Origin of the sequence: Paenibacillus sp. DRB1-1 (assembly GCF_052119485.1) — a bacterium.
In the GTDB taxonomy this organism is placed as follows: domain Bacteria; phylum Bacillota; class Bacilli; order Paenibacillales; family Paenibacillaceae; genus Paenibacillus; species Paenibacillus polymyxa_B.
The window spans coordinates 4,447,678-4,465,918 of record NZ_JBODQH010000001.1 but is presented as its reverse complement, the minus strand read 5'-3'; the positions used below and the strand labels follow the sequence as shown (position 1 = coordinate 4,465,918).

Below are 18,241 nucleotides of genomic sequence, written 5' to 3'. Positions count from 1 at the left end.
CGGCATATAAAAAGGGACCCTGCTACTGTGCAAGAGTCCCTTGTTGTTACTATGTTACAAGTTCTATGTTTTAATCTCTTGGTTTCAACTACTACGTTCAAGCTTGTCGTACTACTCTCGCTCTGCGATTAACCAAATAAATGCTAAGCCCGATTAAGATCAACCCGATAAGCAGGAAAGCCGTAATCGCTTCGCCCAGCACCAACGAGCTGACAAACACCGAGATCACAGGCACCAAAAACGTATAAGACGCAACCTTACTCGCATCCCCTGAATTAACAAGTGTGAAATACAGCAACCAGGAAAGAGAAATTCCCAGTACCGTGCCGAATATCAGCCCTGATACATACGGGACATTCCATACGATATCTGACCAGCTTTCCGTCACCGTTCCAGCTCCCGTCAGCACAATGCCTCCCAGAGTACATTGAAATGCAACCAGCCACAGCGAATCGACACGCTGGTTTACCTTTTTCACATATACCGTTCCCAACGCCCAGCTCACAGCTGTAATAATGGCGATGATTACACCTGCCACAGCCACATGCCCTGAAAATCCGCCCACACTGACAGCTGCAACGCCCAAAAATCCGATGATCAATCCAATCACCTTAAGTCTGGACATCGCTTCTCCTAGCCACATCCATGCAAAAATACCGACAAGCACAGGTTGGAGATATACCAGCACAGAAAACAAGCCGGAGGGGACGTACATCAGTCCCACTGTTTGCAGACCATAAAACAGTACCACGTTAAAAATACCTGAAATAGCATACACCCGCCAATTTTCTTTCCAACGAATGCGATTCCATCTCGGTACTAAAATTGCTCCTAATAGCAGACCGCCCAGCAGTGTACGTAGCCCTGCAAACAACAATGGAGGTGTGAATTCCAATGCCACTTTATAAATGGGCCAAGAAATGCCCCACAATACAACCAGTAGCGCGATCATCATCATCCGCTTGGCTGTCGTTAACTCTCCCATGACGCTATCGCTCCTCTATGAAAAAAATCACTAGACTTTATATACTACGCCTGCAGAACAACTTTATCAAACAAAAAATATGTATTGGGAAGCTCCACCTTTCATGCCCGCTTGTTCATCGAGCTATGTCTTCGGACAGAGGAATCCAGTCATTTGCCTATGTTACAATATACCAAAAAGACTTAAAAGCTTATAAGGATAGGAGGTTGTCTGCACTTGATTTATATCATCAAATTTTTGTACAGCTTTGTGCTCCCTCCCGGTTTGTTCATCCTGGTGATGGCAGGGCTCGTGATCTGGCTATGGAAAAGGGCACGTATACCTGCGGTCGTACTGCTTCTTGTCACATTGCTGCTGTATGTTTCCTCGACCAATTTGGCTGGAGATTTGTTAATCAGTAGCCTGGAAAAACAGTACCCACAGCCCCGTACTATTCAAGGCGATGTCATTGTCGTACTTGGGGGTGGAGCCACAGAAGGAACCCCCGACATCAATGGACAAGGCAATCTGCTAGGATCTGCGGCCAATCGTCTGCTCACTGCGGCCAGATTGCACGAAGCAACAGGCTTACCCATTCTTTTCTCCGGCGGGCAAGTGTTTGGAGACAGTGGTAATGAAGCGAATATTGCGCAAAGGCAGCTACTAGGACTCGGTATTCCGGCAAAGGACATCCTGATCGAAAACCGTTCTTTGAACACACAGCAAAATGCCGTGTATACATCCCAAATTTTAGAAAAACATCAACTCACTAGACCTGTTCTGGTGACCTCCGCTTTCCATATGCCACGTGCTGCACTGGAATTTCAGCGTGCAGGCGTGCAGGCCATAGCTTATCCTACCGACTATCTGGCAAGTGAAAAGCTGTCACTGTATGCTGGCAAGCTCTCGCCGTCTGCTGGGGCCATGTCTACATCCGGAACAGCCCTCAAGGAATACCTAGGAATTCTTGCATTAAAGCTTAAATAATGTGATGTCTATTCGTATAGCGGCACATAGCACAAACAAGCGTCTTGCGCTCGCAGGTATAAGCCTGTAAGCTAGCAAGGCGCTTGATCTACCCTTACATATTCTAATCCAAGAAAATATCCGATATTTGTCCTTCCGATATGACCTTAAAGCCTTCCTTTTTTAACAAAGCCGAAGTTACCCCGTTACCTGCTATTTTATGATTTTCGAATGACCCATTATATATTGCTGCTGATCCGCAGGACGGGCTGTTTTCTTTTAAAACAACAAGTGTTGCGTTAACCTCTCTGGCTACATTCAAGGCTTCGTACGCACCTCTAATGTACATATCGCTGACATCGTTGCCTGAAAACTCGACCACCTTGGCTGTGCCGTTCAGCACATCCTCGCCTGTCCCTCCAACAATCTCAGCAGGCTCTCTCGGAGTCACAAAGCCCCCCAAAAGCTCAGGACAGATCGTCATAGCTTTCTTTTCCTCTACCAACTTCTGAATATGTACATTCAGGCTATCCGCCCCGTTATATCGTACCTTCATGCCCGCCAAACACGAACTTACCAGAATCATTAGTTCCACCTCATATCCATTGCATTCACTATTAAGTAGTTAAAGTATAAACAAATTTTCTCGTAGAGTCATCGTGAGAAAATTTAGACTCGCCGCTACGTCCGCGTTCCGTAAGATATTCGTCCAGCTGATGCCATAATCATAATCATGATCCTGCACTCTACCCATACCCTTTTGAACTTTACTCGAAATACAAGTAATGAAAAAAGGCCCTGATTAGGGCCTTCAAATACTGCGGAGTTCTACGTATCTCCTTTGTCATTTATCCCTTCTGTTTGTAAAACTCATGGTACAACTTCATCAGCGCGCGCTTTTCGATTCGTGACACATACGAGCGCGAAATTCCCAGTTCTCGTGCAATTTCCCGTTGTGTTCGTTCCTCTCCTCCGGCTTCCAGGCCGAAACGGCCAATCACCACTTCTTTTTCGCGCTCATCCAAAATATCCAGGTTGCGATAGATTTTACTCTTCTCAATTTTGAGTTGTACTTTATCTACAATATCGTCCGCCTCGGTGCCGAGGATATCAATCAAAGTAATCTCGTTGCCTTCCTTATCAGTCCCTATAGGATCGTGGAGTGATACGTCTTTGCGTGTTTTTTTCAGAGATCGCAAATGCATCAGGATCTCATTTTCTATACAACGGGCTGCAAATGTCGCCAGCTTGGTGCCTTTCCCGGTCTGAAAGCTTTCGATGGCCTTGATCAGTCCAATGGTGCCGATGGATATAAGATCCTCCAAATCTTCGCCGGTGTTATCGAATTTTTTCACAATATGGGCCACCAGCCGTAGGTTATGCTCAATGAGTGTGTTACGGGAGTGTGCATTGCCTTCGGCAAACAGCTTTAGGTGTCGAGCTTCCTCTTTCTCAGTCAATGGCTGCGGAAAGGCGTTGTTTTTCACGTAGGAAACGAGTAGCGTCAATTCCTTGATGAACAGAGCGATAGCGCTAAATAGTCCGGGCACGGATGACACCTCCTGAGGTAGTTGCGAACTTACCGGCCTTTGTTACTTACCGGGCTTGCGGTCTGTTTATTGTATGTAGGCAGGTGCCCATCCGTGCCTGTACTCCGAAAACTGCTCCGTAACAATTTGCCGGATATCTTTCTGGAGCAACCTCCAATACTTAATTCGAAGCGTAGAGATCTCTTCGACACAAATCAACGCACTCCATATAGCCAGAGGGAAACCCGGGATAGCTTTACATTATTCACCACTTGGTTTCCCCATTTTCTTTCAGTAGAGTATTAACTTCTTTCTAAATATGACAATGGAAGTGGCGAATAGACCATTGTATCTCCATCTTCATCTCGTTTTAAAATAATAGCAAACTCAGCACCATTACTTTCATCGCCTCTTGGCAACGGTAATATCATAGCCGGACAACGCAACTCATAATTATGAGGAAATTCTTTTCGAAAGTTCTCTAAAGCATAATTCAGAATCGCATCTATTTTGTCAGTGAGCACCTTAAATCCACCTATTACAAAATCATTATATTCTTGGGAAGCGGTGTACTTCTCAAATAATTTTCTTTTATATTCCTCAACAGTACTAAAACAAACTTCCCAATCCAAAGGGAAAATGCCATCTCCCAAATAATAAGTGTATATTTTCATATTCTATCCATTTCCTTTCTCGCACCTCAATTAGTTATTTATATTCTAAACATGCAACCCCCCGCTCGCAAATGAACTTGCTATTATGTTGTTGGACCGCTTAAACACTAGTATGCATTCCATCATCAAGGAATATATTCATAGAGAGTTTCATATAAATGATATGAATCAACCTTTTCAACATATTCAAAATATTCAAAAATTAAGCTTAAGGAGGAATTTCAACATGGCAAAATTCAGTCAAAATCCAGACGACTATACTTTTTCCGTGGATCCTGTTGTTATAGCAGAGGAAAATGTTTCAACGAACGGAGATTCTAAAAATACTTTTCCGAAAAATGTTTTAATCGATAATAATCTCTATTGGGAAAGCAGTTTAAGCGGTAAAGGTGGAGAAATCATCTTCAAATTAGATACAGGTAAGACGATCAATGATATTCTTTTAGCTCAGCCATCTTCTCGAGCTTTTATACTTTCATTTTCTTTTTACGGCTCTAATGACGGAGAAAATTGGTTTAGGTTAGGTGAAGTCGAAACTTTGCCAACCACTGCAAAAACAACCTATCAATTTAGTAATGAGATTCCTTTTTCATATTATAAAATAACTGTACTTTCATCTGGGATGAGTAGTACAACCTCCTATTATGGTATACGATATATTCAGCTAAAAACCGCACTCATTAATGGCGTTCCTGCCTACAGAGCATCCAATATAAACCCCGCTATTGCGGAATAAGTTAAGTTAGTACACACAAAAAAAAGGGGCTGGCCAACGCCGCCCCTTGATTCGTTCTATTTCAGCTGAAGCATGTTATAAATCATCTCAGCCGCTTCCGCACGTGTGACCTCCTGCTTGGCCCGAAAGCTACCATCTGGATATCCTTGTACTAAATTAATCTCGGTTAGACCAAGTACATCCTTTCTGGCCCACTCGACAATTTGAGAGGAATCTGAGTATGCACTGCTTTCTTGCTGTGGTGTAGCTTTAATAATGTTATTCACCATTTTAGCCGCCTGCTCACGGTTAATGACCCGATCTGGGCCAAATTCTCTATTACTAAACCCGCGAGCGACCTGATCTTTAATCGCCGTTTTGAGTAGATCAACGTACCACGCCGATGGATTAATATCCTCGAAGCCTAAAGTCAAATCCGTTTCGAGCGGTAATTTCAAGGAACGGACCAGCATCGAAGTGAACTCCATACGCGTTACAGGTCTATTCGGCTCAAATAGCGTGTGGGTTGTTCCCTTTACTATACCCAAATCGGCAAGCACATTTATTTTTTCTTTATTAAATATCCGTTCAATGTCGCTAAAATGATTTGGCTTCTTCTCAACGGTTGAATCTTGAATGTGCTCTGTTTCTATCGGTTCCTTTATAACAGGCTGAATCGGTTTTACACTCTCCGCCCCTCCTGCTCCGCCACCTACGTCCACAGTATTACCCGTTGTTTTTCCATGCGCTTGTTTTGCCTCTGTGCGTTTCCCTTGACTATTTTCTGCCCAAAGTTGAACTGTATACAACCGCTTCTCTTTAAGTTGTCTCCAGATATAGCTTCGATCCTTACCACGATATAGCTCTGTTCCCCCTTCACTGACGAGGACGAAAATATCATTTTCATGGTCTGATTCCCAATGGATGATAAACTCACTATCCGTTGTTTCTGTCTTCGAAAACGCAAACGCTGGGGACGGCAGCGTCTCGACCTGACCTTCTGTCTGCTTACCTTCACCACTTGTGTTCACTGGCTTAATGGTAATACGATACACTGTAGAACTGTCCAATCCATCTACTTTAAATTCATGGGTGGTCGTATGACCGATAAGCACCTCGTTTTGGTAGACATTGTAGGTATCTGCACCCGGAGCTTCTTTCCACGTAACAACCAAATCGGTATCTGTTACTTCTTTCACAGTCAATCTATTGTCTGGTATTTGACCTGGCAAAGCGCGAAGCGTGAAGGGAGCTATATTACCTACCCCCGTTGTATTCACGGCCTGTATACCAAACGAGTAAATCATACCAGGCTGGATATCTGAAAGCTTAATATGGGCATCTCTGGTGTTAAAAACTTCCCCCGTATCTTTACGGGTTACAGTATATTGAGAAGAGTTCTTGATTTCATCCCAGCTCAGTGAAATCTGACCACCCTCAAGTTCTGTAACATTAACATTTTGTACTTCAGGAGGAAGTGTCAGCAGCTCACCCAACGCTGGCTGGCTGAAACCACTACTGTTCCCACTGCTCACTTGAAAATCATAGTTTCTCCCACCTGTTAAACCAGATACAACCACACGTGGTTCCGTACTATAATAATTTTGACTGTTGATCGTTACCTTATATTGAGTTGCCCCATCAACCCGGGCCCATATCAATGTGGCATCGTGCTCGCGAACATCTTCAGCTGCAAGTTGCACAGCCGAATCAGGTAGTGTTAATGCGTTGATAGATGTATCTTTACCCGCGCCACTTCGATTGTAGGCCCGTATTTTAATATTGGCAGATGTACCAGCAGGCAAGCCCTCAAAAGTATAAGAGTGGATACCACGCGCAACCCGCACCTTCGGTTCATCGTTAACATTCAAGATGTAACCTTCAGCCCCCTGCACATCCTGCCACGCAACACCGATAGCATACACATCCTTCGTCACACTCGATAATGTAGCTACTCGATCAGGTAAAGTGATGACTCCCAGATGAGCATAGTCTCCGAATCCAGTTGCATTTTCAGCGGAAACGTTATAACCATACTCTGTTCCCGCCTGAAGATCAGTGTCGTTGAATTCTGTATACACATCTTTATAAACCGATACTTCGTCACGTTCTAGGGCGTAGTAGGTGGCAGTGATTACAGAATTCCACTTCAAGTCGATTCCATCTTCTCTTACAGTTACATTTCGGAATCCGTTCGGGCTGTCTGGTAGACTTAAAAAAGATACATGCTTTGCTGTACCCTCTCCAGTGTCATTAATAGCTGATACAGAAACAACGTAATATTTACCAGGCTTCATTCCCGTAATTGGATTATACACATCCTGTGTAACCGTATCCTTAAATATGATTTCTCCCGTACTTACGTCTGCTGCTGTAATATTATATTTGTTAGCTGATGAAACTGGCGTAAAGCCAGCCATGATTTCTGTAGAATGACGAGAGACAGGTCGTAACTGGATATGCTCAGGAGCATCAGGTAACGTTAATATATGGACTCGATTAGAATACGCATTACCTCCTACATGATTACTAGAACGCACTTCATATTCGTATTGCCGTCCTCCTTGTAGCCCTCTATCTGTAAAAGAATTTGTCGGATGCGTAACATCCCAAACCTCATTAGTTGTTAGATTTCGGACTGTATAAACGTAACCATCATCAAGACCAGACGGGAGAGTCCACTGCAAATCAGCTTCTGTATTTCGTATGGATGTCGCAGAGAGCACAACCGACTGGGGCTGCTTTTGAATACGAAGTGCACTGCTGACCGTTTCATAAATGTTGCCCACCCTGTCTTTGACCTTGGCATGAACATACCATTCACCTTCATCTGAAAGATCCATCTGGATTGTTGTATCAGCTGAAGCATCCCAGTTTTCTGGTGAATCAGGGCTGTTCGTGATTTTATACTGCATTGTGGATGACTCAATCCCCGAATGCTGATCGGCATATCGTATCCTCACATGAATATGGGTATCTTTCCATTCACGCGAATCTGGCGTCAGTTGGATCGTCGGTGGTTCCAAATCAATATAAGACACCTCGGATACCGGCTCGCTTCGATTTCCAGCCGCATCTACAGCTTGAGCAGTCACTTTTACGATACCCGAACCATTTAATATTCCAGACGAACCAGACACATAGGTGCCAGAATCCAATTGATATTCATAATGTACTGCTGTAGTATCCGTCGCACCCGATAGAGTAAACTGCACTGGCTTATTGGTATATCGGGTAGGTATCGTCACCTCGGAAAACGTAACTTTCGGAGGCGTTGGCTTGGTTCGATCAATCATGACCGATTGAGTCACGATTGGACTAGACACGTCGAGATTATTGATCGTCCGCGCTGATAATTCGTAAACCCCTTCTGCGTTTAATGTAAAAGTGCCATTGTATGTCTGCCATTCCCCTAATGGACCCAAGCGATATTGTGTCATCTTAATTCCATTTGTATAGTCACTTCCTGAATCAATAGCTATATCTACATCACGGATCGTTGGCCCTATCTCGCTAGCCCGGATGGCAGGAGCAGTCGGTCCCTTTTTATCAATGGTGACTTCTTTACTTACTTCTTGGCTCACATTACCGACGCCGTCAATGGAGCGTGCATGTACCGTGCTTTTACCATCTTTATTCACATGAAACACTCCAACATAGTCCTGCCAATCTTGATTCACAACGCCCGTCAAACGAAATTGAGTATGGGCTAGTCCAGAATAATCGTCTGTTCCCGGTTGTAATGAAATCGTATAGTCATTACTGTTTCCCGTTGCGTTTAGGATGGGTGGAGTTGGTGGCATCTTGTCTATTCGGACATTCCCGGAAGAAAGACCACTATACTGGTTATTCACGTCTACTGTCCGGGCATAGATCGTATTTACACCGTGATCATATACAGTAAAGGGACCTGTGTATGGCTGGAATGCTCCTCCATTCAGGCTATATTCATAGTATTTTAGTCCTTCAGGAGCCACGTCCCCATTTATCCACACAGTTACGGGTTCTTTGGTCCACCCTGTGATCGCTTGTCCCTCTGTACCTGCATGGATCTGAGGTGGTTTAGGCATTAGGTCCGATTTGGGAATAACACGGATTCCAAACTTGGATATTTCATTGCTTGTCTGTTGGTTAGTTCCCATCGCTCTGAAATATCGAACATCCCTTAATGTAATAGAGTCGGTGATATCTATCCATTTTCCCTGGTAAAATCTATCGGCATAGAATTTCGTTACATTAGTCCATGTGTATAAGTTCGTTCCGTTAGGCCTCCAACTGTCGCCTGCTGCGTTATTAGATGTATATATATCAGTATGATAAGACCCTTCAATGTAAACAAAAATTCTATAATCAGAAGTCTTAATTGATCTTCCAATATCAATAAAACGATTTGTCGGCTGCGTAGTACCATCACATTTATATCTGGCCGAACCCATGCCAGTGTATACTTCCGTTGCTCCTATCCCACTTCCTGACCAAGAGCCCCAACTGTCGCCTCCACCCGGCAAATTGTTTTGGCAAAAAGGTCCTCCCATGATCTCCTGAGTAGCAGCTGATACCCTTTCCGGAAATATGGGAATTATCGTTAATAGTAGGACTACAGCCAAAAATCCATGCACCCACTTCCTATACTTCCTTACCTTTCGCTTATTTTTTCGATACATACACTTCTCCTTACTTTATTTTATTTTCAAAGAGTTTTACAAACTCGCCTCGGATAAAATAGAAAAAGCACCTCAAACGAAGGCGTTAATGCCTAAGTTTGAGGTGCTTCCTCTATATCACGAGTATGTTTTGAAGCTATTATACTTCGTTCCAAGCAGGTTGTAAACAGAACTGACAAATTATTTGAAAGTGTTAATGGACCTGAACGCCTAAGTTCCGAAAAAATCCTCGCATATTCTGCATGTAAGAATCCTGAGTAGCGGAAGATTCCTTAAGAAGATTTTGCATACTGTTCATAAAAGCAGAAGCTGATGTCGTATCCGCTTTGTCAAACCGATTGTTTAGCGGTGTGTTATTGAGCAACTCTGCGTTCTGTCCCATACGTTCCTTGTATTTCTCAATCCAATCGGGATGTTGAGGAACCTTTTGCGCAAAATTTAACAGTTGGCTCAGCCCATTTCCTCCACCTTTAATATCATTCATGTACGCAGTATATTTTTGAGGATCAACCTGCTTCATCACTTCCGACAGCTTGACATAATCCTCAGGAGCACCTGACGGACGATCTATTGGAGTCGTGTAGCTAATATCTCCGGTCTCTGGATCAGTGGATCGTGTCAAAGCAATACTAGCAATCTGGTTCATGGTTTCCAGAAACTCTTTGGCCTTGTCGCCTTCCATGTAATGATCAGCAATATACTTGGATTGAGTAGCTCCCATCTCCAGCAGCACAGCTCGCTGACTCTCATCCGTTACTGTTCCGTCGACGATAAAATTAGATTGAATCATACTGTACACTGCATTAGACACTTCTTCTGGCTGACCTTCCAAAACCCGGTTTAATGAATCATTGATCTGTGTTGTACCGAAATACTTGGCAGCCTGTGATACAATAGCTCCTTCCGCCAACTGTCTACCGGCTTCACTAATCTCCACGGAGTCTTGAACTACCACTCTGGAGACCTGTTCTTCATGAAGCTGGGGTGGTGAAGCTTGCTTGCTTGTCGGATTGATCCGTAAGCTACTTGCATTAAGAATCGCTTGCTGTGCTCTAAGAGGTCCAAAATTCATTCTATTTCCTCCTGTCATGTTTGTAACAGGCAATCTAAGGCGTATGTATAGTGTAATGTGATCCTGTTTCTATATATATCGGACAAAGCATATATGGAATGAACATATGCTTTGTCCTAAAATTGAACAAATATTGAAACGAACTACTTTTGTTTCAGATATAAAATATTCAAGCAACAAGTTACCTTAAGTGTTAGCTTAATACCCCGTCCATCAGCCGCCATAAATACTATAGGCAAAGTGATATACAATATCTGTGTCTATAATCGAAGTACCTGACACCTGAACGGCTACCCCTGATAGATCATAGTAGTGTGTAAAACTGATGGCTCCAGACAGGTATTCCGCTATACTTCCAGTGGAAGATGGCAGGGAAAGAGTCACACTAAAGGCTCCATTCTGGTCCGTATAAGCTGTGCCTGTACGAGTACGATTTCCGCTGCTTTCAGTCCAGTTCTGATTCAACCAAGTCACATCAACAGGCGCATTTGCCACTGGATAACCATCAGTTGTCTTAACTACCCCCTTCACGGTAAGGTTGCTGCGTTGATTAACCCGATAATGACGACCATATGAGTAGTTCGGATAATCATTAGGACCATTAACAGAATCATAGCCGGTAATTTCAATTTTGCCAGCCCGAAGCACTGGCTTCAGTGTAAGTGTGTATAAATGATTGGGTGAATACTGATTGGTTGTGTACACTCGCACATAGTAGGTTCCTGTATTTAAGCTGACATTATGGTTCGTTTGCGGCAAAAGCGCCATTTGGTTTCCTGTAAGAGCTCCGTAGACTTCAGCTTTGTAGCCATAACCGTCCGAAACACTATCGAGCTTTACGTTCAAAGCATCATAATTGCGGCTGGCAGGGATCGTAACTTGGTACCAGTCATTATCAATGCCTGAATGAATGGAGCGTGAATTAAGCGATGAACCGCCCGTACTAAAGGTAAAGTTATAGGCATGGAAAGCACTCTCATCTGGTTCATATGCATCGTAGCTGGAGCTTGTATCGACCGTTAGATAGAAAGGATCATTGATGCTGGAACCCTTTTTGGCATGAACAGCAATCGCATATGCCTTTTCATATCCGGTAGCGTTACGGGTTCCTACGTTCTCAGGAAGTGAGGCAGCCCCCTGTTCATAATTGTTAAAATAAGTACCATAGGTGGATGCGTCAATGGCATTAGGATTAATGTCACCTGTCGTCATATCAAACTCATATAAGTATAAGTCATAGTCAAGCTGGGCTGAAAATGGACCATCCAACTGGGACTGCAACAATTCACCAGGCTGCAAATAGATCGGATATAAAAATTGTGTGCCTCCCTCTTGCGTAATCGTACCGGAATACGTAGCAGAGGAAACTGTGGCTGATGCAGCCATTGGGTTTGCCTTCAGCGCAGAAACATTTTCCCTTTTCAATGAGGCTGTTACTGGTGTTTTAAAGTTGAGGTCTTCCTTCATTGCATAAACCGAAGACGTAATACTTTCTGGTTTGTCTGCCCGCGTTAAATGCTTAATGATGTCTTCATTGACAGTTGTTAGCTGAATCTCGGATTCCGCCTTAATCGCTTGGTCCGATGCAGCCTCCGTGCTTTCACTCGCATTCGCAGTCATTCCGAAAGCAAGCAGGAGCATCATGCTTAACATCACTGCAATAGCCTTTTTGAACCTCTTCATACTGAAATCCCCTCTCAAATGGTTTAAGGAATTCCCGCTATCCCCGGATAAACCAGGGTGATTTCTAGGCTGTATGGCTCAATCATAAATCATCTTTGGTTCTATTGGAATATATTATGCAAAACAATTTCTATTTGTAATCTATGAAAACAAGACCATTTTCTTATTCTTGGTGAATAAACATGAAAAGTCGCTCTTTCAGAAATGGAAAGTCTCAGCTAACCATTCAAAAAAAGCGACTCTCATGAATCAAAACTACATTAAAGCATATCTTAATTTCTCAAGCTATAAGCAAACAGATAAACAATGTCCGTCGCACTAATCGAAGTTCCATCGACCTGAGCGGCAACTCCTGTAAGATCATAGTAGTGTGTGGAACCAATTTCACTTATATAATCTACATTTTTTCCTGTCGATTGTGGAAGAGAAAGGGTCACACTGAATTTACCGCTATCATCGGTGTACGTAGAAGCCGTTCTCGTACGGTTACCGCTGCTCTCGCTCCAGTTCTTATCCAGCCATACGACCGTGACAGGAGCATTGGGAACCAGTTGACCATCTGTTGTTTTCACAACACCGTTCACGATCAGACTGCTGCCTCCGTTAATACGATAATGACGACCGTAAGAATATGTCGGATAATCATAATAGCCATTGGAGTTATAGCCGGTAATTTCAATTTTGCCAGCTCGAAGCACTGGTTTAATCGATAGTGTATACAAATGGTCGGCTGAATACTGACTTGTGCTGTACACTCGTACATAGTAGGTCCCTGTGTTTAGGGTAACATTATGATTGGTTTGCGGTAGAAGCACCATTTGATTGCCAGTAAGAGCTGCATATACTTCCGCTTTGTACCCATAGCTTTCCGAAGTGCTGTCCAGCTTCACATTTAATGCATCATAATTACGGCTAGCCGGTACTGTAACTTGATACCAATCATTGTCTATAGACGAATGGATGGTGCGGAAGTTAATCGAGGAACCTTTGTCGTTAACAGTAAAATTATAAGCATGGAAGGCACTGTCATCCGGCTCATAGGCATCATAGTTGGAGCTTACTGCTACAGTTAAATAGAAAAGGTCATTAATGCTATATCCCTTCTTGGCATGAACTGAAAGTGCGTAAGCCTTTTCGGCTCCGCTCGAGTTGCGAGCCCCTACGTTTTCAGGAAGAGAAGCAGCTCCTTGCTCATAATTGTTAACATAAGTCCCGTAGTTGGAAACATCTATTGGGTTGGAATTAATATCACCTGTCGCCATATCAAACTCATACAGGTATAAATCATAGTCAAGCTGGGCTGAAAACGGACCATCCAACTGAGCCTGTAACAATTCACCCGGCTGTAAATAGATCGGATATAAAAACTGTGTGCCTCCCTCTTCTGTAATCGTGCCGGAATATGTAGCAGTAGACGCTGTCGCTACGGTCGCTGCGGCTTTAGCTGTTACTGATCTTGCGCCGGCTTTGAGCGAAGGGGTAACTCTCTTTTTCAATTCAGATTTCTGTGGTGTTGCCAAGTTGATATTTTCTGTAATGTTGTACACCGAATCTGTGATACTGGCAGGCTTGTCCGCGCGTGTTAATTGTTCAATAAAACTTCCCTTATCAGTTGTTAGCTGCACATTGGAAACTGCTTGAATCGCTTGATCCGTCTTCACCTCTGGGCTTGCACTCGCGTTCGCCGTCATCCCAAATGAAAGCAGGAGCATTGAGCTTAGTGTAACTGAAATCACCTTTCTGAATCTTTTCATACTGAAATCTCCTCTCAAATGTGTTAAAGAAATTCAGACATTTCCCAAATATATACAGGAAAATTTTAGGATGTCCATCTCTATCATAAAGCAATTCTGGTTCAAATGGAATATACTTCTTAAAACATTCTTATTTGTAATTCTATGTGAATAGGTTTAGGTTAATCAACTTAATTTTGACACTATTTTACCATAAAAACCCTACCATTCTCTTATTCATTCGATATAATCAAATAATATGGATAGTCCTTTCTGACTATTAAATGAACCGAATTACCCATAACATACATAAAAAAAGGTAATACAGATGAAAAAACTTAGCGTGTTTATGTTAGTATTATGTTGCTTCTCCATTTTGGCAGCCTGCTCTACCGATCCGATAAAAAAAGATTTAATCACGTATGTAAATGATGGAATGCTTCCTTTGGCACAAGATGAAAAAGCAGTTACTGATAAGTATGCAGCTGTGACCGGAGATAACTTTACAGATGATGTTACACTATATAATGCTATAAAAGACGATATCATCCCAGAGTACACCAAATTTGTTGATAAGTTAGAAGCTGTAAAGACGGAAACTCCTGAGGCAAGAGCCGTCCACGAAACCTACATCAAGGCCGCTACTACTCAAAAGGAAGCCTTCATTAAGATGCTCGATGCGTTGGATAAACAGGATTTGAACTTAATTAATGAAAGTAACACCAAGCTCAGCGAAGGTAGAAAGCTATTCAGAGATTTTGGTGAACAAGTCAACACACTTGCTAAAGAGCATGATGTGGAGATGAATAAGAAAGAAATAAATAAAAAAAATCCCTTTATGGGAGTTTTTTTATTTAAAGATTTTTCAAAATTCGATTCCAATTGCCCCAAAGTGCAAGATATAGACGAACTAAACCATTTTGATCTATATCTTCTTCATTGGAAGTCGCTTATTAGATTTTTTGCAAAATCCTCACTTATGAATATTCGAAGCAAATTACCGCTTTACATAATTCTTGGTCGTAAAATAAATAGACGGTATCCGCCCCAAACGCTTGAAAATAATACCCGGTAATGGAACCGATATAGGCAAAAGTCTCACCATTGGGACATTTAGGCACATGAAGTAGATTGGTTTGCTCGAACTGGAGCATCTCTTCCAGAGATTCGTCATATTCCTTCATGTAACTTTGAGCCTTGTCAGACTGAAAAGCGATATCATCCAAAATTCCGTTAACTTCAGGGAAACTCAGTCCCCAACCACTAGATTGCTTTTCCTCAAAATCACGGGTGAGCTCTTCCACAGACTTTTTGGCCTCCCCAAAGGAGGAATATGGATAAAGTTTATTGTTTTCCAGGAAAAATGCTTTGCGAGCTTGGTAGTCTTGTTCATTAGCCATGTACACCTGTTCCAGTCCGTCCAACGCCATGACTTCTCTCTTCATACGTAGGTACGCTTTATCCCCGGTGGATTTCAGCGCTTCATAGGTGGCTTCCAATTGCTCTTTCTGATGAAGACTAAAATAATTCCAGTCTGCTTCGAATTTGTATTTGCCGTCAATTACATCGAATCCCAGCATATCTTCCTTGGTATATAAGGTATGAAATTGCTGAGTATTTTCACCCACACAGCCTTCGTGGATTTCTTTTACGGAAACAAAATGAAGCCACTCATCCTGCTCTGGAAATAAGAACTGGAGATTAATCGAGCAGATTGGCAGAAAGTGCTTGCGGTGATGTTCAAGATCGCTGGCAAATACGTCCTCGTATGCCGGAAAACGTTTGATGAATCTCTCAGGTATGTTCATGGTACTCCCCCTATATTGAATGGTTTTCCGGCAGCCTTCCGATCTGAAATGTTCCTTCAATGGAAATCACGCTATAGAGTTCATCAAATCCTTCCTCATAGCTTGGAACCTCTAGTTTACTCATTACACTTTTAATACCGATTTCAGGAATATACTCTTTGCCTGTACGCTGCTCATTACGCTTAATAGATTCTGCAAAATCGGGCTCAAAATAGTAGCCAATAATTTTAAACCCCTTATTTTTACAAGAATCGATATATTTCTTCCGTTCTATAACAGTGGCATTTGTATTGTCTACAACAAAGCGCTGCATGGTTTCGATAGAGGCTTGCAGATAAATATTTTCCCTATTCCGTGTTTTAAGCATATCAAGGTTTATTCGCATATGTGTTTTGAAGAAATGTTCTTTATAAAATGTCGACTTGCCCGAAGCCTGAATTCCTATAAAAATGACACACTCCAAATCTACACATCCTTGTCCAAGTATACATATTGGTTAATATAATCTCTATTCTGTGAAAAAATCGGTGTCTCATGATCAACACCCCACTTGCTTCTGACGGCTTCGCCTTTGTTGTATTGTTGTTTGGTAATGCAAATTCCCCGCTTTTGCCAGACCGGAAGATCGTTCCAGTTTAGCCCTTTTTCCACAAAAAGCTTGTCTTGTAGCTGATTTCCGTTCAATCCTTCTAATTCTGAATGCCTAAAATGGGCTTGAGCTACCATAGAAATGCTGTTTTTAGTAGCATCTTGCTGTCTCCATAGAAAATAGTTTGTAACCTCATCCTGGGGCAAGACCCATGCTCTCGCATCAAAAGTGGCTAAAGGCTGACCTGGGTAAACCTTTTGGATTTCCTCATTAAATTTGGCTGTAGCCAGAGAAGCAGATATGGACACCATTTTTTGAAGATTATTTTCAAACCAGGATTGCGTCGTTAATTTGTCATAATTCGTAAGAAGCAGTGAAATTTCATCGCTCTGATGATACACCAGTTTACATCCCATAATGTTATAGGCCAAATATTTACACGTCTCCCATAATGCAAAAATTAGTTTCTCATCAAAAGGTTTCGTCATCACACGTGTAAAGGTATGAAAATGCGCACCATCAATTCTGATGATTACGGGTAAACGGCGTGGTAGGCTTAATCTATAGGCATTTTCATATTCCTTCATCCTATTTCCAAAATCATTTTTTTTCATAAACTATGTAGGTTCCTTTCATGATCCATGATTTGCGCATAGAGTAAAACAATGTCTATCTTCCCCAATTGACATATATAAGAATTGTAACAAATTGGCTGATACATCGCTAGGAATTAAGCAAGACAAAAAAACTTAGCAGATGGACTTGCAGAGTCTTTCGTTTTTTCTTGGTATCTATTCCCCAAATGTTAGGCTATAATAATTTCAGATTTTACTTTATTCCGATATGAAAAGGATGATATATATGAGCCAAATTCCATCTTCCATTCCGCGTCCGTTAGTCAGGGCTAACCAATGGGTAATTGTTTTATCTGTAGTTTTCACTTGGATCACAGGGGGATATGGGGTGCTAGTTATTCCTCTTATCGCGGGGTTGCTCGGCGTCCTTTTTAACTTCAATCCGGTAATGCGGATAGCCAAGCTTTTCTTGAAGAAAAGCCCCTCCTCGTATGTGCAGGAGGACCGAGAGCAGCAAAGGTTTAATCAGCTTCTTGCCGTCTTTTTTCTGTTGGTCGCTTGGGTAGGATTTATGCTCCAGTGGAGTATTGTCGCTTATGTATTCTCGGCCATGGTCCTGGTGGCGGCCTTGGTGGCTATCCTTGGTTTTTGCATAGGATGTTTTGTTCTCTACCAATGGTCCCAATATCAATATCGAAGAAGAAAACACGTGTAAACAGAAACAGCCCCTCTATTCATTCCATTTCAATTAGGACATCGTTAATTAAATCGAAGGTGCAGCCGAACTCTCCAACAATATGGGTGCTACGTCGGTTCCGCCTTCTTTTTATTTTGCAGCAATATTATCTTCAAATACAAAAACGGATATGGCTATATCTTCCTCCACTTTAATATCTGAAAAGAGGTGCAGCAGCCGGGAATCCATGTAATCCTCCAGTTCTTTATTGAAGTGTGTGGGATATATTTTTTGAACCATTTTGGTTCGGGCTGCATGCACCATCTCTTTCCCGGATTCTTCTTGTGCCAGAAACTTTTCGGATGGGGTTAAATTTCCATACAGCATCGTGATGGCCATATTATCTACAAAGGTCGTATGTATGCGTTCCGGGCCTTTCCCAAACAGCTCTTTACGTACTTTTCGAATAATTTCGTTAAAACCCGTTTCCCTTCTCATATCGCACCGCTCTCCTAAAATCTACTAAAATCCCTATTACTATTTCCATCATAACCGATTCCTATCATATAAAACAGAGACTAGCGAAAGTGATT

Annotated in this window: 16 protein-coding genes; 4 read left to right on the top strand and 12 right to left on the bottom strand. The window is 42.4% G+C overall.

Annotated elements, in window-relative coordinates; all coding sequences use genetic code 11:
- Positions 1 to 97 precede the first annotated feature (97 nt).
- Positions 98 to 985, bottom strand: coding sequence for a DMT family transporter (locus ACQW03_RS20080; protein WP_104497103.1), 888 nt, complete (start codon positions 983 to 985; stop codon positions 98 to 100).
- A gap of 216 nt (positions 986 to 1,201) precedes the next feature.
- On the opposite strand from ACQW03_RS20080, the gene ACQW03_RS20075 reads away from it, so the two are divergent.
- The gene (locus tag ACQW03_RS20075; RefSeq protein ID WP_441951418.1) at positions 1,202 to 1,951 is read left to right on the top strand and encodes a YdcF family protein; all 750 of its coding nucleotides are present in this window, start codon (positions 1,202 to 1,204) and stop codon (positions 1,949 to 1,951) included.
- A 103-nt stretch (positions 1,952 to 2,054) separates the two neighbouring features.
- Here the strand turns inward: ACQW03_RS20075 and ACQW03_RS20070 are convergent, their stop codons facing one another.
- From ACQW03_RS20070 to ACQW03_RS20060, 3 genes are all read right to left on the bottom strand, one after another.
- The gene (locus ACQW03_RS20070; RefSeq protein ID WP_441951416.1) at positions 2,055 to 2,516 is read right to left on the bottom strand and encodes a DUF523 domain-containing protein; all 462 of its coding nucleotides are present in this window, start codon (positions 2,514 to 2,516) and stop codon (positions 2,055 to 2,057) included.
- A 262-nt stretch (positions 2,517 to 2,778) separates the two neighbouring features.
- Positions 2,779 to 3,480: an RNA polymerase sporulation sigma factor SigK gene (sigK, locus tag ACQW03_RS20065; RefSeq protein WP_013311218.1), complete on the bottom strand. Its 702-nt coding sequence runs from the start codon at positions 3,478 to 3,480 to the stop codon at positions 2,779 to 2,781.
- Between the two features lie 281 nt (positions 3,481 to 3,761).
- Entirely contained in the window at positions 3,762 to 4,133 is a 372-nt protein-coding gene (locus tag ACQW03_RS20060; RefSeq protein WP_441951414.1) for a hypothetical protein, read from the bottom strand.
- Positions 4,134 to 4,359: 226 nt separating this feature from the next.
- Between ACQW03_RS20060 and ACQW03_RS20055 the strand changes: the two genes are divergently transcribed.
- On the top strand, positions 4,360 to 4,869 hold the full coding sequence (locus ACQW03_RS20055) for a discoidin domain-containing protein (protein ID WP_025718229.1): 510 nt from the start codon (positions 4,360 to 4,362) through the stop codon (positions 4,867 to 4,869).
- Between the two features lie 56 nt (positions 4,870 to 4,925).
- On the opposite strand, the gene ACQW03_RS20050 is transcribed toward ACQW03_RS20055, so the two are convergent.
- The 4 genes from ACQW03_RS20050 to ACQW03_RS20035 form a co-directional block, all read right to left on the bottom strand.
- Positions 4,926 to 9,512, bottom strand: coding sequence for a fibronectin type III domain-containing protein (locus tag ACQW03_RS20050; RefSeq protein WP_441951412.1), 4,587 nt, complete (start codon positions 9,510 to 9,512; stop codon positions 4,926 to 4,928).
- 193 nt (positions 9,513 to 9,705) lie between these two features.
- Positions 9,706 to 10,584 (bottom strand): hypothetical protein, encoded by an 879-nt coding sequence (locus ACQW03_RS20045; protein ID WP_441951410.1) that lies wholly within the window; start codon positions 10,582 to 10,584, stop codon positions 9,706 to 9,708.
- 213 nt (positions 10,585 to 10,797) lie between these two features.
- On the bottom strand, positions 10,798 to 12,267 hold the full coding sequence (locus ACQW03_RS20040) for a hypothetical protein (protein WP_441951408.1): 1,470 nt from the start codon (positions 12,265 to 12,267) through the stop codon (positions 10,798 to 10,800).
- Between the two features lie 272 nt (positions 12,268 to 12,539).
- Positions 12,540 to 14,021: an Ig-like domain-containing protein gene (locus ACQW03_RS20035; RefSeq protein ID WP_441951406.1), complete on the bottom strand. Its 1,482-nt coding sequence runs from the start codon at positions 14,019 to 14,021 to the stop codon at positions 12,540 to 12,542.
- Between the two features lie 307 nt (positions 14,022 to 14,328).
- Here ACQW03_RS20035 and ACQW03_RS20030 point away from each other — a divergent pair, with 307 nt between their 5' ends.
- The gene (locus ACQW03_RS20030) at positions 14,329 to 15,075 is read left to right on the top strand and encodes a hypothetical protein (RefSeq protein ID WP_441951404.1); all 747 of its coding nucleotides are present in this window, start codon (positions 14,329 to 14,331) and stop codon (positions 15,073 to 15,075) included.
- Here ACQW03_RS20030 and ACQW03_RS20025 read toward each other — a convergent pair.
- The 3 genes from ACQW03_RS20025 to ACQW03_RS20015 are packed head-to-tail and all read right to left on the bottom strand — an operon-like array spanning position 14,978 to position 17,011.
- Positions 14,978 to 15,808 (bottom strand): siderophore biosynthesis protein, encoded by an 831-nt coding sequence (locus tag ACQW03_RS20025; RefSeq protein ID WP_441951402.1) that lies wholly within the window; start codon positions 15,806 to 15,808, stop codon positions 14,978 to 14,980. The two genes, ACQW03_RS20030 and ACQW03_RS20025, sit on opposite strands and share 98 nt — an antisense overlap.
- A gap of 10 nt (positions 15,809 to 15,818) precedes the next feature.
- The gene (locus ACQW03_RS20020; RefSeq protein ID WP_441951400.1) at positions 15,819 to 16,271 is read right to left on the bottom strand and encodes an AAA family ATPase; all 453 of its coding nucleotides are present in this window, start codon (positions 16,269 to 16,271) and stop codon (positions 15,819 to 15,821) included.
- 2 nt (positions 16,272 to 16,273) lie between these two features.
- On the bottom strand, positions 16,274 to 17,011 hold the full coding sequence (locus ACQW03_RS20015) for a tRNA(His) guanylyltransferase Thg1 family protein (protein WP_076293541.1): 738 nt from the start codon (positions 17,009 to 17,011) through the stop codon (positions 16,274 to 16,276).
- Between the two features lie 247 nt (positions 17,012 to 17,258).
- Here ACQW03_RS20015 and ACQW03_RS20010 point away from each other — a divergent pair, with 247 nt between their 5' ends.
- Complete coding sequence (locus ACQW03_RS20010; protein ID WP_025718212.1) at positions 17,259 to 17,687, top strand: DUF4395 domain-containing protein; 429 nt, start codon at positions 17,259 to 17,261, stop codon at positions 17,685 to 17,687.
- Positions 17,688 to 17,798: 111 nt separating this feature from the next.
- Here ACQW03_RS20010 and ACQW03_RS20005 read toward each other — a convergent pair whose 3' ends face one another.
- Entirely contained in the window at positions 17,799 to 18,146 is a 348-nt protein-coding gene (locus tag ACQW03_RS20005; RefSeq protein WP_025718210.1) for a DUF2294 domain-containing protein, read from the bottom strand.
- Between the last annotated feature and the right edge of the window lie 95 nt (positions 18,147 to 18,241).

Bases quoted from the DNA above. Each gene is read 5' to 3' on its own strand.
- ACQW03_RS20025 (WP_441951402.1), bottom strand. From the start codon at position 15,808: ATGAACATACCTGAGAGATTCATCAAACGTTTTCCGGCATACGAGGAC.
- ACQW03_RS20080 (WP_104497103.1), bottom strand. From the start codon at position 985: ATGGGAGAGTTAACGACAGCCAAGCGGATGATGATGATCGCGCTACTG.
- ACQW03_RS20035 (WP_441951406.1), bottom strand. From the start codon at position 14,021: ATGAAAAGATTCAGAAAGGTGATTTCAGTTACACTAAGCTCAATGCTC.
- ACQW03_RS20045 (WP_441951410.1), bottom strand. From the start codon at position 10,584: ATGAATTTTGGACCTCTTAGAGCACAGCAAGCGATTCTTAATGCAAGT.
- ACQW03_RS20055 (WP_025718229.1), top strand. From the start codon at position 4,360: ATGGCAAAATTCAGTCAAAATCCAGACGACTATACTTTTTCCGTGGAT.
- ACQW03_RS20050 (WP_441951412.1), bottom strand. From the start codon at position 9,512: ATGTATCGAAAAAATAAGCGAAAGGTAAGGAAGTATAGGAAGTGGGTG.
- ACQW03_RS20015 (WP_076293541.1), bottom strand. From the start codon at position 17,011: ATGAAAAAAAATGATTTTGGAAATAGGATGAAGGAATATGAAAATGCC.
- ACQW03_RS20005 (WP_025718210.1), bottom strand. From the start codon at position 18,146: ATGAGAAGGGAAACGGGTTTTAACGAAATTATTCGAAAAGTACGTAAA.
- ACQW03_RS20040 (WP_441951408.1), bottom strand. From the start codon at position 12,267: ATGAAGAGGTTCAAAAAGGCTATTGCAGTGATGTTAAGCATGATGCTC.
- ACQW03_RS20070 (WP_441951416.1), bottom strand. From the start codon at position 2,516: ATGATTCTGGTAAGTTCGTGTTTGGCGGGCATGAAGGTACGATATAAC.
- ACQW03_RS20030 (WP_441951404.1), top strand. From the start codon at position 14,329: ATGAAAAAACTTAGCGTGTTTATGTTAGTATTATGTTGCTTCTCCATT.
- ACQW03_RS20010 (WP_025718212.1), top strand. From the start codon at position 17,259: ATGAGCCAAATTCCATCTTCCATTCCGCGTCCGTTAGTCAGGGCTAAC.
- ACQW03_RS20060 (WP_441951414.1), bottom strand. From the start codon at position 4,133: ATGAAAATATACACTTATTATTTGGGAGATGGCATTTTCCCTTTGGAT.